11 protein-coding genes are annotated in these 15203 nt (G+C 43.0%); 8 read left to right on the top strand and 3 right to left on the bottom strand.

Translation table 11 applies throughout. The features are described 5' to 3' along the window. Positions 1-102 precede the first annotated feature (102 nt). Both PY364_RS19205 and PY364_RS19200 read left to right on the top strand, forming a co-directional pair. On the top strand, positions 103-1137 hold the full coding sequence (locus PY364_RS19205) for a low specificity L-threonine aldolase (protein ID WP_275524900.1): 1035 nt from the start codon (positions 103-105) through the stop codon (positions 1135-1137). A gap of 196 nt (positions 1138-1333) precedes the next feature. Next, on the top strand, positions 1334-3934 hold the full coding sequence (locus PY364_RS19200; protein WP_275524898.1) for a CHAT domain-containing protein: 2601 nt from the start codon (positions 1334-1336) through the stop codon (positions 3932-3934). A gap of 492 nt (positions 3935-4426) precedes the next feature. On the opposite strand, the gene PY364_RS19195 is transcribed toward PY364_RS19200, so the two are convergent. After that, a complete protein-coding gene (locus PY364_RS19195) occupies positions 4427-4762 on the bottom strand; it encodes a helix-turn-helix domain-containing protein (protein ID WP_275524896.1) in 336 nt (111 codons plus the stop codon). 129 nt (positions 4763-4891) lie between these two features. Between PY364_RS19195 and PY364_RS19190 the strand changes: the two genes are divergently transcribed. The 6 genes from PY364_RS19190 to PY364_RS19165 all read left to right on the top strand — a co-directional run bounded on the left by PY364_RS19190 (position 4892) and on the right by PY364_RS19165 (position 9034). Continuing rightward, entirely contained in the window at positions 4892-5128 is a 237-nt protein-coding gene (locus PY364_RS19190) for a CDGSH iron-sulfur domain-containing protein (RefSeq protein ID WP_275524894.1), read from the top strand. Positions 5129-5196: 68 nt separating this feature from the next. After that, the gene (locus tag PY364_RS19185) at positions 5197-5895 is read left to right on the top strand and encodes a pirin family protein (protein ID WP_275524892.1); all 699 of its coding nucleotides are present in this window, start codon (positions 5197-5199) and stop codon (positions 5893-5895) included. Positions 5896-6170: 275 nt separating this feature from the next. Further along, complete coding sequence (locus tag PY364_RS19180; protein WP_275524890.1) at positions 6171-6389, top strand: hypothetical protein; 219 nt, start codon at positions 6171-6173, stop codon at positions 6387-6389. 226 nt (positions 6390-6615) lie between these two features. Beyond that, entirely contained in the window at positions 6616-6807 is a 192-nt protein-coding gene (locus PY364_RS19175; protein ID WP_275524888.1) for a DUF2949 domain-containing protein, read from the top strand. 340 nt (positions 6808-7147) lie between these two features. Further along, positions 7148-8557, top strand: coding sequence for a hypothetical protein (locus PY364_RS19170; protein ID WP_275524886.1), 1410 nt, complete (start codon positions 7148-7150; stop codon positions 8555-8557). Positions 8558-8617: 60 nt separating this feature from the next. After that, complete coding sequence (locus tag PY364_RS19165) at positions 8618-9034, top strand: transcriptional regulator (RefSeq protein WP_275524884.1); 417 nt, start codon at positions 8618-8620, stop codon at positions 9032-9034. A 53-nt stretch (positions 9035-9087) separates the two neighbouring features. Here PY364_RS19165 and PY364_RS19160 read toward each other — a convergent pair whose 3' ends face one another. Both PY364_RS19160 and PY364_RS19155 read right to left on the bottom strand, forming a co-directional pair. Beyond that, a complete protein-coding gene (locus PY364_RS19160) occupies positions 9088-11898 on the bottom strand; it encodes a family 10 glycosylhydrolase (protein ID WP_275524883.1) in 2811 nt (936 codons plus the stop codon). A gap of 345 nt (positions 11899-12243) precedes the next feature. Beyond that, entirely contained in the window at positions 12244-14943 is a 2700-nt protein-coding gene (locus PY364_RS19155; RefSeq protein ID WP_275524916.1) for an RNA helicase, read from the bottom strand. Positions 14944-15203: the final 260 nt, after the last annotated feature.

Here is a 15203-nt window from a genome sequence, read left to right as displayed (position 1 = left end):
AACAAAACCTGAGATGATGGTAGAGTGTGAGTGCTAATAGAGGAATTACCAATTACCAATTACTAATTATCAATTACCAATTACCAATTACCAATTACCAAAATGAATTTTTGCAGTGACAATGTAACCGGAGTTTCGCCAGAAATAATGGCAGCGATCGTAGCTGCCAATGACGGGGCCGCCATGTCTTACGGAAATGATGAATACACCCAGAATTTGCAAGCTAAATTTTCCGAACTATTCGAGACACCGGTAACAGTTTTTCCAGTGGCAACTGGTTCCGCCGCCAATGCCCTCGCTCTCTCCGTTATTGCCCCTCCTTACGGAGCAATTTATTGTCATGCCGAATCTCATATCAACGTCGATGAATGCGGCGCACCAGAATTTTATACTGGTGGTGCAAAGCTAGTAACACTAACAGGAAATTATGGAAAAATTGATGCTAAAAAGTTAGCTGAAATCCTCAATCGTGCCGGCGCAGGATTTGTTCATCATGTACAACCTGCTGGTGTCAGTATTACTCAGGTAACAGAAGCCGGAACTATTTATCATGCTGATGAAATTTCCCAAATTGCCGAAGTAACTCACGCTCACAATTTACAATTACATATGGATGGAGCGCGGTTTGCAAATGCTGTCGCCAGTCTTGGTTGTTCTCCTGCCGATATCACTTGGCGTAGTGGCGTTGATGTGCTTTCATTTGGAGCCACTAAAAATGGTGCAATGGCCGCAGAAGCAGTAGTATTTTTCAATCAAAATTTGGTGCAAGATTTCCAATATCGCCGCAAGCGCAGCGGTCATCTTTTTTCAAAAATGCGGTTTTTATCAGCGCAACTAGAAGCATATATTAAAGATAATTTGTGGATAATAAATGCAACTAAAGCTAACGAAATGGCTGCCAAATTAGTACAAGGGGTGGCGGGAGTTCCAGGGGTGAAGCTTTCCTATCCAGTAGAAGCAAATGAAATTTTCATAGAGCTTCCAGAACCAGTAATTAAAGCGCTTTTATCCGAAGGATTTGAGTTTTATCGTTGGGATAGTGAATCTGGGAGCCTTGTTAGACTTGTCACCGCTTTTAATACGCAGGAAAAAGATGTTATTGCTTTCATAGAAACTGTTAAAAACTTTGCTCAATAACCACGTGGAAGCAACTGGCTGGACATTGGGGCCTGATGGAAACGTTATCCTTACTACTAACGATCTGAACTCCGAATACAGTCCTGGATTGATAAATCCTGGTTGTCATCCATCCGTCCCTGAACTTAACAACTAACAATTAATAATTAACAACTAACAATTAACAATTAACAATTAACAACTAACAACTACATAGATGAAAAACTTGCCTATTTTTAGTGTTTACTTTTTGTTTTTAGCTTGCGGTTTCCAAGCGCAGAAAGCACTAGCAATTACTCCTGAACTATTTGCTAAAGCCGAACTCAGGCAAACGCCACCTTCAAATCCAGTAGCAACCTTAGAACAAGAGGCACAGCAACTTTACGAAACGGGACATTTTACCGATGCGATCGCCGTATTACAGCACTTAGTTGTTGATTATGCCGCCCAAGGCAATAAATTGGCTCAGGCAAGAGCTTTGAGAAATCTGGCACTGGTTTATCATCAGGCTGGAGAAAGGTCTAAAGCAGCGTTAGCAATTACAGATAGTTTTAACCAACTAAACCAAATAGAAAATACCGCTGAAAAGACAAAAATTTTTGCTCAAATTCTTGAAGTAAAAGGACAATTAGAATTATCCGCTGGCAATTCCGAACAATCCCTAGAAACCTGGAAACAAGCCGTCGAAAAATACAGGCAAATTGGGGATATTACAGGAGTAACCAGAAACCAGATTAACCAAGCGCAATCCCTGCAAGTATTAGGTTTATACAATCAAGCTATTAAAAATTTAAAGCTCGTAAAAGAAAGTTTACAATATCAACCCGATACGCTATTAAAAGCCAGAGGATTTCAGAGCTTAGGCGATGCGTTGCGGGTAGTGGGAGATTTGAATCAATCTCAGGAAGTTTTGCAGCAAAGTTTAGCAATAGCTGAAAAATTGAAATCTCCCGAAGCCTTGACAGCCGCTATGATTAGCTTGGGTAATACATTTAGAGTACAGCAAAAACCGGAAGTAGCTTTAGATTTTTATCAGCGGGCGGTGAAAGCATCTCCTACACCTTTACATACAATTGAAGCGCAATTAAACCAACTCAGCCTTTTATTAGACCAAAAACAATGGTCAGAAGCTAAATTTTTATCACCAAAAATCCAGTTATTGCTTAATGATTTACCTGCTAGTAGAACAGCAATTTATGCTAGAATTAATTTGGCTCATAGCTTAATTAAGATTGGGCAAAAAGATGGAGAAGAACGGCAACTAACCAATTATCAAGTTCCGGCTCAATTATTAGCAATAGCAGTAAAACTAGCTCAAAGCCTAAAAGATAAAAGAGCAGAAGCTTATGCTATAGGCAATTTGGGCAAACTTTACGAACAGAATCAACAATGGACTGAGGCGAGAAGGCTAACTGATAGAGCATTACTTTTAGCACAAGCCTTGAATGCTGCGGATATTGCCTATCAGTGGCAGTGGCAATTAGGAAGAATCATGCAAGTCCAAGGAGAAAGAGAAGGTGCAATCGCGGCTTATTTCTCCGCAGTAAAAACGCTCCAGTCTCTTCGTACAGATTTAGTTACTATTAGCTCAGATGTACAATTTTCATTTCGAGAAAGTGTCGAACCAGTCTATCGAGAGCTAGTAAGTTTGCTCTTACAACCGCCTCTAAATTATTCGCAAAACCAGGGAGTTATAGAGCAATCAGCATTGATTCAAGCAAGGCAAATAATAGAAGCATTACAAGTAGCTGAACTTGACAATTTTTTTCGGGATGCTTGTTTAGATTTCCAGCCAGTTCAAATCGACCAAATCGATCCCAAAGCAGCTATTTTTTATCCGATTATTTTGCGCGATCGCCTTGAAGTAATTGTTAAACTTCCAAACAAACCTCTTCGCCACTACACCACCTTTGTAACCGAAGATCGAGTAGAAGAAACACTTATCAAACTGCGGGAAGGACTGACAAGAACCTTGATGCGGGGTGTCTTAAAAATCTTATTAGAACCCTCGCAACAAACTTATGACTGGTTAATTCGTCCCATCGAAACTGACTTAGCCGCAAGTGGCGTGCAAACTTTAGTCTTTGTCTTAGATGGTTCTCTGCGGAATATTCCGATGGCTGCTCTTTACGATGGCAACCAATATTTAGCTCAAAAATATAGTATTGCAATAGCTCCGGGTTTACAACTTGTAGATGCCAAACCTTTAGCAAGAAATAGCCTTAAAATTCTTACTGGTGGTCTGAGTGAAGCCCGCCAAGGATTTGATGCACTTCCTGGTGTTGAGACTGAATTGCAGCGCATCGGAGCAGAAGTTCCGACTACAGAGTTGCTAAATCAATCTTTCACCGAAGCCAACTTAAAAGCAAACATTAATTCCTTTCCTTACCCAGTAGTTCACTTAGCAACTCACGGTGAATTTAGTTCTAAAGCCGAAAATACATTTATTCTTGCTTGGGACGAGCGAATTAATGCTAGGGAATTAGATAGTTTGCTACGGGGAAATACAAGGAATGCTCGCCCTATTGAATTGCTAGTTCTCAGTGCTTGTAGAACTGCTGTCGGAGATAAGCGGGCAGCTTTGGGATTAGCGGGGGTAGCTGTGCGGGCAGGAGCGCGGAGTACGATGGCATCTTTGTGGTATGTTAGTGATGAAGCTACTGCTTTACTGATGACTAAATTTTATGAAGAATTAGCTAAAAAAGAAGTAACAAAAGCTGAAGCTCTTCGCCGCGCTCAACAGGCAGTTTTGCAGGATAAAAGATTTTCTCATCCTTATTTCTGGGCAGCTTTTGTTTTAGTAGGAAATTGGTTGTGATTTGTTGGTTGTTGATTGTTAGTTGTAATTTGTTAGTTGTAATTTGTTAGTTGTTAGTTGTTAGTTGTTAGAGCTTACTTAGGGATGACTTGTCATTGCGAGCGTAGCGAAGCAATCCCAAAGCCTTGCGATTGCTTCGCTACGCTCGCAATGACATATTTTTGTCAAAATTAATTGTTTTGATTGAGATATAGCAACCGCCAAGGCAGTTAAGTAGTTGGACAAAAATAAATAATGTCATTGTTCGCTGTGCGAAGCAATCCCAAAACCCTGCGTTGGCGTAGCCTGCCCGAAGGGCTTATGCTTCACTTCACTTCGTGACCTTCGCAATGACATGGCTGCGTTTATTTATGTCCGACTACTTAGGACACTCGCTCATGGCCCAAACCGTTCGGCTGAGCGCTCACGGCGAAGCCATTAACTCTCTTCCCCTCTTCCCCTCTTCCCCTCTTCCCCTTCTTTCCCTAGCCCCTAGCCCCTAGCCCCTAGCCCCTAACCGCCCTGGCGGTTGCTATACTTAACACCCCATTCGTGCATAGCATCGATGATTGGTTTAAGACTTTCTCCTAAAGGTGTGAGCGAATATTCGACTTTGGGAGGAACCTGTAAGTATATTTCCCGATGGACAATACCATGTGACTCCATCTCCCGTAGTTGTTGCGTGAGCATTTTTTGAGTAATACCTTTTAAGGCGCGTTGCAGCTCATTAAAACGCTTCACCCCTTGAAATAACTCGCGGAGGATTAAAACCTTCCAGCGCCCGCCAATCACATCTAAGGTTCTTTCCACGATACAACTGGCTCTTTCAGTATCTGTGTTGATTTGCATAGTATCTTTTTGGGTACTACCTTACTTTAAAGTGCATACTTCCCATTATTGCTTTACTTAGTTTAAAGTATAAATATGCAAAAAGCACAGAGATAAAAAATCTGTTGCCGTTCCTGAGAGGAGAATCCAATGAGTACACCTGTTATCTTTGATAAAAAGCCTGTTGTTCTTGAGCTAGAGCCTGGTACTTACTACTGGTGCAAGTGCGGTCAATCTAAAAACCAGCCTTATTGTGATGGTGGCCACAAGGGTACAGAATTTGCGCCGCTAGCTTTTGAAATTACTGAGAAAAAAACGGTAGCACTTTGCAACTGCAAACACACCGCAAACTCCCCATTTTGCGATGGTACTCACGCTAAACTTTAAGTTTTCAACCACCAATTCTATCTAAGTTGACACTTTCCATTCAAAGTTGAAAAATGAGGAATTAGAAAATGATCGTCATCAGAAAGAGTGAAGATAGAGGTCATGCTAATCATGGTTGGCTGGATAGTTACCACTCATTTTCGTTTGCCAATTATTATGACCCAAATCAAATGGGTTTTCGGGCCTTACGGGTAATTAATGAGGATATTGTTAACCCCGGTGGTGGTTTCGGGACGCACGGTCATCAAGACATGGAAATCATTACTTATGTCTTGGAAGGAGCCCTCGAACACAAAGATAGTATCGGCAATGGCGAAGTGATTAAGCCTGGTGAAGTACAGCGAATGAGTGCAGGTACGGGTATCCGGCATAGCGAGTTTAATCAATCGAAAAAAGACCCAGTTCATTTACTACAAATTTGGCTGCTTCCCGATACAAAGGGATTGCAACCAAGTTACGAACAGCGTGATTTTGATGTGGCAAATAATCCTGGTAAGTTGCGTTTAGTTGCCGCTAGAGATGCACGGGATGGTGCTGTTAAGGTGCATCAGGATGTAGATTTATATGCGGCTGTTTTGGAAAAAAACGATCGCGTTTCTCATTCCTTACAACCTAAGCGCCATGCTTGGGTGCAAGTTGCTCGTGGTGCAATTGTTCTCAATGGTTTGCCGTTGAAAAATGGAGATGGCGCGGCAATTAGTGATGAATCGAATATCGAGATCGAAGCGGCAGACAAGGCTGAGTTTCTCCTATTTGATTTAGCTTAAACTGCTAAATCTTGAATTCTGAAATCCATTTCATTATCCCCCCTGAATTTGGGGGGATAATCTAAAAATACTATGATTCCTGTCACCAGAAAGTAAAGATGGCGATTTAAACATCCTCATTAACTTGAATACTGCTGGTGATCGGTATCACAGCTTTCCTGATGCCGAATCACTATACAGCACTAAAATCATCACAAAGACAGGGAAATTTGCATCACTGAGCTGCGGAGGGAAAACCCTGATACTGATTATGTAAAGCAAAAGCAGGTTTTCCCATGATTCCCATTCGCGAAATTGCCCAACAAGCTCTGACAACTGGCCACCTCACAGTAGAAGCCGAAAAGCTCATAGGTCAGTTGTTGCTCTCAGCTAGTTACAGCTTGGAAGATTTGAATGCTTATATGAGTTTGCAGTTGGCAGCGATGGCGGGCAGAGTGAAGCAGGAATCGCTGGAATTGGTGCAGGCTAACTACATGAGTTTCCAAGTCAGTTAAAAGTTGCTGCTAAGTATTTAGACTTAGCTTTGGTTTGAGGGAGTTGCGATCGCGCAGTCTAATCTCAAGAAAGGATCGGCCCCAAGCAGAAGTTATTTCGCAAGATGGAGAGAGCTTCAGTCTGGAGAGCGAGAACTTTATATAAAGCATTTAGATATTCTAGATTTTACCGAGATCGGTTCAGTCGGCGTTGGAGATACAAATAATAAATTTTTGGAGTTAAGCCATGAACACTAATAAAATCAATCTATTTAAGCAATTTTTACTCGAAGAGTTAGCCCTGCCTCTTTCTGCGATCGCGCTCGCGGAGCGCCGCAGCGAAGATAGCCCTAGTCTCTTTGGGATGGTTCTATGGCAGTATGGACTGGTGACAACACAACAGCTAGAGCGAATTTGGGATTGGATGGCAACTGCTTAATTCAATGGCAAGGACTTTCCAGTAATCTAAAAGTGTTTAGAGATTTTCAGAGAGATATATTGGCGATCGCAAAATTTTGATAAATTTTTCCTGCCCACAGGAAATATTACTCCTTAATAACTAAATAGTTTTACAGTTTTATTACAGCCCTCAACCCTTTTTCCAATTAAAAGATCGCACTCAACCCTTGATTTCCCATGATTTACAGGAAAATCAAGGGGTTTTAAGTATATTTGACCCGTGCGTAAGCCTTGACTGAAATACTCAAATTAAGGATTAGACATAAAACTATAGACCACCATATAATAATAAGAACTCAATTCGACTGATAGAGGACACTATGCCATCTCAGGACTTTTTATCTTCTGCAAACACGAAAGAGTCAAAAGTTCTGCCATCATCAATAGTAAATAATACCTTATCAGAAGGTTATCAAAATCAACAATTAGTTCAATCAAATAATCTAGAATTAAATATTCACACTGCTCAAGAGATTCTCTACAAATTTTTTATTGACAGTGTAAAACTCTATACTCCCGCCGCAGTTTTCCAAGAATTTAAAAATTTATTTATTGCCCTAATTCTTCCAGTAAACTCTGAAGTAATTCAAGCCGTACATACAATAGTTTTAGTCAAAGATGAATTAGAGTACAAAAACTTATTTAAGCGTTGCTGCTACATTTTACTCAATAACTGGATGTCTCAGAAACAGCACCAACTGTCTCTTGAATTAGTCCAAGTTCTTGCTAAAGAACAGTCAAGCCAGCCCCCTTTAGACAACCCTCTGAGAATACTCAAGGTTTGGCTGATTAACTTTGTACAAAGCAAAGACTACGAAGAAATCAAGCTATTTGTATCTAAATATGATGTTGCCCAAACTCACTGGACTAGCCGCTACACACCTTTTTTACTAGCTACTCAATATGCAGACCCCTCAAATTCAGAAGAACAGCGTCAAGCTGCAAGAATTTTATCACAACAGATCAAAGAGCAGTACAAGTTTGAACTCGCAATGTACACATCTCGCTGTCAATCACCTGCATTTAAACACATAATTTACCACAATCCCACACTTTTAGGCGATGAAGCTCTAAATTTAATTAAAATGATTTTGGTAAGCAGAGGTGCTTTGAGTTATCCAAGATTAGCTAATATTTTCATAACTCAAAGCCAAAACATTAACTACAAGCAGTTTAAAGAATCTTTACTTCAGTATTTATTCTATTTGTCAGAAAAAACTGTTTTAGTGAAAATCATTCAAGGCAAATTAACTCATAGACTTAATCTTATTTCCCCCGAAAACGATGGAGAAACTTTTAACAAAAATCTACTGCTCAGAACTTCCAATTATTTAATCAAATACTTAACAATTCAAAATTCAGGTAAACCCTCTGCAATTTTTAGAATCTTCGCTTCTCAAGGCAATCCTTTAAATTTGGGAATTTTATTGTTGAAATTGGTTTTAATTTCTCCGCATTCGCGCCTGCATTTAGAAGTTTGTCTTGCTCGATTAATTCAGTATTATGAAGATGAAAAGCAGGATGATTGTCAGTGGTTTATTAATTTCCTAGAAATTTGTCAGATTTCTTTAACAATTTATGGGGAAAATGTTCACTATAACTTAGTAAGTATGTCAAATACTCAGCAAATCTCTCAAGAGAATTCTGATATAAATAATTGCCGCATATTTTCTCAGCAGAAGATTTCTAAAAAGTCTAAAAAGAGTATAAAAGATGGTGAAGAGTCTTGACAGCTTATTTATAACTTGCTAAAATAATGATATTAGTTTACCAAAATGACAACTAAAAAAATGACTCTTGGTATACAAACTAATAGTAAATATATAGACTTGCTTAAAAGCTTTCCTCCTCGCCCGATTATTTCTGAAGAGGAATTGAATGCTACCCAAAAAGTAATCGATTCACTCGTAGATAAGGGCGAGCTAACACCAGAGGAACAAGACTACATTAATGTTCTAGGAAGTCTAGTCTACGAGCATCAACTACTTTACCAGAAGCCGATACCTAAGCTTCAGGGAATAAAATTAATTAAGGCTCTCTTAGAAGAACACAATCTAGAAAAAAAAGACTTAGTACCTATTTTTAAATCAGAGTCTACTTTCTCTGAAGTATTGAGCGGTAAGCGAAAACTCACAGCCAAGCAAATTCGCCAACTTGCTGATTTTTTCCAAATGTCTCCTGCTGATTTTTTTGAATCAGAGGAATAAATACAGTTTTCAGATAAACGCAGATATTTTTATTAATCTGCGTTCATCTGCATTCATCTGCGGTTTAACTCCACCCTTTCCCCATAACGCAACAGCATTTCCAAACTCGCTAAACGATTCTGCCAAGTTTGAACCTGATAACCATTCTCCATAGAATGCAGCCGCATCGAATTTTGAAACTGAGATTCAAAAGCCTCTAACAACCTCCTTGCATTCCCTAACTTATCCGCAGAAGGATTAGCAGCTAATGCACTCAAAGCCTGCGCTAACTCATCCGATTGAGAGCGTAAACCATTAAGCTCAGAATTAGAAATTCGCAGTTGATTAGTAGCCAAAAGCAAACTCCATTCCTGCTTCAAAGCAGTATAGCGAACAGCAGCAGCCTCGAAAGGTTGACGATAAGGAATAGGCCCATTTGCAGACTGAGAACGCACAGGAGTTTGCCCTTGAGTGCGACTAAAAAAGCTTTGTAAATTATTACTAATCGTCTCAACAGCAAAAATGGAATAACCCCCCGTTGGCAAATCCCGTAAAGCTTGAATTTGGTCAATTGCTACAATTTCAGGTAACTGCAACAACTTCACCGCTGGAGCAATTAAAGTCGTGCCTAAATTCTGTTCCCTCGCTAGGGGTTGTGCAATCCGTTGGAGTCTATTAGTATCCAAAGCATAAGTCATCGGCACAATTAAATCGACATCTCCCCGACGTGCCCAAACTTCCCAATTTTGCTGGATTTTATAAATCCGTTGACTTTCTGGGTGCGGAAACACCGCCACTGAGATAATCGTGCGAGGATAATTTTGTCGCAAAAACTGGGAAACTTCTGCAACAAAACTATTGATTTGTTCAGTCTTAAACTCCGTCCATTTACGCCATAAATCCCCACTATCTGGGGAAAGTTTAACCGGATCTACACCATAACTTTGCTGGAATTGTTCGCGGGCGGCTTTTCCATAGCCATAACTAAAACCCAAATTTGGGTCTTGAAAAGGATAGCGAATGTAATCCAGTTGCAACCCATCAACTTTGTATTTACTGGAAATTTCCCCAATTATTTGTAATAAATAACTGCGGGCTTCTTTATTAGCGGGATCGAGATAAAATTTGCCATCATTAACGTGCTGGCGGCGGCCTTGATTATCTATATTTGCCCAATCAGGATGAGCGGAAAGTACCGGCCCTGGATAATCCCCAGAGAGTCCCAGCAAAGTATTATGCCGCTTATTTCCAGTAGCAAAAGTCCAAATCCAAGCGTGTAATTCCATCCCCCGCTCGTGGGCTAATTTTACAGCAGCTTCCATTGGGTCCCACCCAACTGTTAACGGATTTTGCTGCGGTGCTACTTGAGAGGGATAAATAGGATAGCCGGCATTTAAAGTTTCAAAGAAAACTGTATTAATGCCGGCTTGGGCGAGACGGTCAAAAATTGCGGCTAATCCTTGCTCAGAACCAGCCTTAACAATGCTGCCTCTATCCAGCCAAACGGCTCGAATTTCAGCCCCAACTCGTTGTCCTTCCGTTGGGTAATTTCGCCAAAGTTGTTGTCGCGCTTGCAGCCATTGTTGTCTAGCAGCGCTGTAGTTTTGGGCTGCAATCAGCCGATCAAACTCTTGTAGAACTTGCTTCGCCTGTGCGATCGCACCCGCAGCGGCCCCTTGTATGACGGGAGGCCTAGTAGCAACCCCGCCACCGATGTTGTTAGTCGCCGCTACCAGTTGCGGCGCAAAGCTTGCAGCATTGAGGTTGATAGCTACATTTGCAGAATTAGCCGCGATCAGAGAGCTTTCAAACCTACCCAAAAGATTTGTAAGTTCTTGGCGCATCAAGTACGCTTCTATGGTGCTGATGGGCTTATTAGCACTCGCTTCCACATCTAAACCAGCGGGTGCTGACTGTTCCGACGGATCGGTAAAATTCTCTGGAACTGGGCCAGACGGAGAAGATGGGAAAGATGGGGGGGATGGGGGAGATGGGGGAAGTAGGGTAGATGGCGGAGAGGGATTAACTGGTGTAGAGCGAGAAATTCTCCCCTGCTCTGGGGCGGGGACGGGGGCACCGCCCCTACTGTCCCCGCTTCCCTGTCCCGATCTTGCCACATCGGGCGCGGGGCCAACAGTACCGCCCCATCTTGTTAAGGATGCTTGCATCCAAATTCGATCCAACTCTGGAGATCCGTCTGTACCCCAGCGCCAACCTAGATAGGTAGCGCGATCGCTAGCAACTACTGCTGAGGAACCGTCACTCTGTTTCCAGATCGCAGCGGTTTGACTGTTCATATCGGCCGGAATTAAGACACCACCTTTGACTGTGGCGTTTGCTTGCTCAGGAGGAACCCAATTAGTAGAAACTTTACAAGCAATATCTCGACAGCGAATCCTCGGTTCCGGTGTTGTGGCTTGAGTTAAGGGAAAAGCCCAATAAGCACCTAAGAGCGATCGCAGTGATTGTCTTACTAAAGCTGGAGAACTTCGCCCCACTGGGCCTGTGGCAATTAACCGCCCTCCCTGTTTCATCCACTCTTCAATGGCTTTAACTTGGACTGCACTAAGAGTTTCAATGTTAGGCAAAAATAGTACAGAAACGCCTGCTAAATCCGTTGCACTTTTGATATCTTCGAGATTAATTGGCTTATAACGGCCAATTCCACTTTCCCAAAGCCGTGTTGTAATTTTAATCCAATCAGCAGAATTATCTGAGCTCCGAACTACGCCCAAGACTGATTCTGTTAGCCCTGGAGAGGGAAGTAGCACGAGTAAATTAACTAGGCTACTGGCTAGAGTTCCTACTAGCACAGAGACGAGCAGTCGCGTTTTTCTAGCCTGAAGGCGAATATCAGGCATTATGTGAGGCTTCTTAAGCTGCATTGTTATCAAAACTCATCAACACACCACTTGGACTAATTGTTAACTGTTAGCTGTTAACTGTTAACTGTTAACTGTTAACTGTTAACTGTTAACTGTTAACTGTTAGTTGTAAAAAATAAATGAACTAACAATATCGCTCTCCATCAATTTTGTAATATTAAGACTTCTGCATATTTTACGTAACGCCGCCTTCTAGGCGGTAACTTCACCGCCTAGAAGGCGGCGTTACGGATGATTTTGCGTAAGTCTTGTAATTGTCAAATATTAACAACTAACAACCAACAACTAACAACCAACCACTAACAACCAACCACTAACCACTAACAACTAACTACTAACTATTATTCAATCAACCCCTTCATTAACAGGAAAACGGTCAATTAACTGCATAGCGCGATAGGCATTGCTTCGTAAAGACTCGGATATATAAGGTACGTGAGGCACTTGAGATAAGAAATCCAAAGTCCGGCGCAAAATCCGCACCACATCGCCTTCATCTAAACTCGTGTTGGCCACAATGTCAAGCCATTCTACACCTAAAGCCCATTGTTCTACCAAAGTAACGATCTCACGCTCTAGCCAGATGGGGATTGCTACGTCGTGGCGATGCTGTACTTGGAATACTCGCCGCCGCAGACCTCGCTGTAAATTGTCTAAAGCTTCTAAAACTTCCGGGGAAAGAGTGTAGCGAGTCCAACTGTCGGGTCTGGAAACTTCGGTTACTAAGCCGGCACAAGCAGCAGCCAAGTGGTGGGGATCGAGTTCGTTAAATTCGCCGGACATCAGGGATAAACCTAGCCACAATTCATTATCGCCGCGAATGGCAGCGCAAGCTTTGCCCAAAATTGTTGGCATTAAGCCATCTAAGCAGCCAAAACTTTGTAAGATAGCGATTAAATTGAGAAATTCTTCCCAGTAGTGGGCGCGTTTCTTTTCTAGCTGCTGTTGGCGATCGCTAATTTCTTTCACCAGTCCCCCACGTCTACGCTGCCTTTTGAGTAAGCTAGCGGGGTTTCCCCATTCGTGGAGGGGGTGATTTTCTAGCTGTTGTTCGAGTGCGGCTATTCGCTGTTGCTGTGCGATCGCTTCTGGGGCCGGTGTGGGTGTGGGCATTTCTGGAATTAAACGTGCGATCGCGGCTGTATCTTCACTTCCAATCCGACACTGGCCCAATCTCATCGCCATCTCAGGGGGAACGCCTAAACCATCCACCACTATCAAGCGCGGAATTTCGGCATACAAGCCCGCTACATCGCTAATTGCCACCACATACCAGCGATTATCTCTACCCAAACATACCAAGTAAGGAGCTTGACCAGGCCCCGGTATTTTGGCAACTAACACGGCTGGTAAAGCTGGTGCTTGGGGTCGTTTAGCTGTCGGGACGTGCTTACCTTTGAGACTAACCACTGTGCCAACTACAGCAAAAGCAACGGCAACGGACATATCTTTAAGCCGTATTTCTTCTGCCTGTTGTTCTAAAGTTTTTAAGATCCGCTTTTCTTCTTTAACTCGCCCTTGCAATTTCTCATAATTGGCGAGCAATTTCTCTAAAGAGGTGATGTTTTTGCCGCTGGAGTCTAATTGTGCCTCGATCGCGGCTAATTCCCTTTTGAGGATGTCAATTTCTGCTTGTTGGGGCTGCAAGTGCAGAGTAGAAATATACTGCCCAAAACTGCGCTCTACAAGCTCTTTAGCTTCTTCCAGAGTGTGAGTTTGCAGCAAGTTCAATACCATACCATAGCTAGGAGTAAACTGGCTGGAAAGGGCATCGGCTCCCGCTGTAGCTAAGTAAGCGGCTTCTTTTGCCCCTTCAAAGGGCGTTTGCACGGTAACAACGTATCCCACCTCGTCCATCCCCCGTCTGCCAGCTCTACCCGCCATTTGCAGGAATTCGGAAGCATTTAACAGGCGGTGTCCCCTGTCTGTGCGTTTGGAAAGGGTAGAAATTACTGTGGTACGGGCGGGCATATTGATCCCGGCGGCGAGGGTTTCGGTGGCAAATACGACTTTAATTAAACCCATGCCGAAAAGTTCTTCAACTAATCCTTTCCAAGCGGGCAAAATGCCTGCGTGGTGGGCTGCTACGCCTTGGTAAAGGGGTTCTACTTGTCCGGCGCGACGGGCTTCTGGGTTGCGCTCTAAAAAGTCGTCCACAATCCGGCGCAGTGAGGCAGATTCTTTCTCTGTTACTAGGGACAAATTGCCCATTTCCCCAACGGCGCGATCGCATCCTTTGCGACTGAAGATAAAGTAAATTGCTGGCAGCATATCCCTTTGCTGCAAGCCAGAAAGAATTTCTGGCAAATTGGGGACGGGGATATTGCCTCTAGTTTCTTTTTGCTGCTTTTTTTTGGGTACGAGGCGGGCGTTAACCTTTTTTGTACCTGCTTCGAGGAGAGGAAAAAGACCTTTTTGATTGGCAAAGTGAAATTGCAGAGGGACGGGGCGGAAATCAGAGTAAATTAAATCTGTCGGGCCGTGTACTCTGCCAATCCAGTCTGTAAGTTGGTCGCTGTTGGCGACTGTGGCGGAGAGGGCGACGAGTTGAACTTCGGCGGGACAGTAAATTATCGATTCTTCCCAGACTGTACCCCGCTGTCTATCGTTCATGTAGTGACATTCATCTAAGACTACGGCTTCCACGCCCGTGAGAGATGTGCCAACTTCGCCGATGGGGGTTCCGTAGAGCATATTACGGAAGATTTCTGTGGTCATTACCAGGATTGGTGCTTCCCGGTTGAAGGACATATCGCCTGTGAGTAGCCCTACCATGTCTTGGCCGAATTCGTGGCGAAAATCCCGTAGTTTTTGGTTGGAGAGGGCTTTGAGGGGAGTGGTGTAAAACACGCGCTTGCCGCGACTGAGGGCGCGGTAGATGGCATATTCGCCGATGAGGGTTTTCCCGGAGCCTGTGGGGGCGCAGACGACGACGGATTTGCCAGCTTGAAGGGCTGCGATCGCCTCTTGCTGGAAATCGTCTAGTTCAAAGGGAAATAATGTCTTCAGATCCAGCTCTTGGCTGTTCTGGGGGGGGTACGGCACGTTTGATGTGGTTGCAGGGTGAGTGTGCTTGAGTCTTGCTGGCAGCAAGGTAGCACAGGACTGTTTTTATTGTAAGCCTTTGCAACCAATTAGGAGCTAGGGGCTAGGGGCTAGGGGCTAGGGGCTAGGGGAAGAGAGGGGGAGATGGGGAGATGAGGAAGATTTTTCCCAGTTAGCAATTACCAGTTAGCAATTACCAATTACCAGTTAGCAATTACCAGTTAGCAATTACCAATTACCAATTAGCAATTACCAATTAC

The sequence above is a fragment of the Kamptonema sp. UHCC 0994 genome (assembly GCF_029167235.1).
Taxonomy (GTDB): Bacteria; Cyanobacteriota; Cyanobacteriia; order Cyanobacteriales; family Microcoleaceae; genus Kamptonema.
Note: the sequence above shows the minus strand (reverse complement) of the source record. Positions and strands in the feature narration are given on the sequence as shown.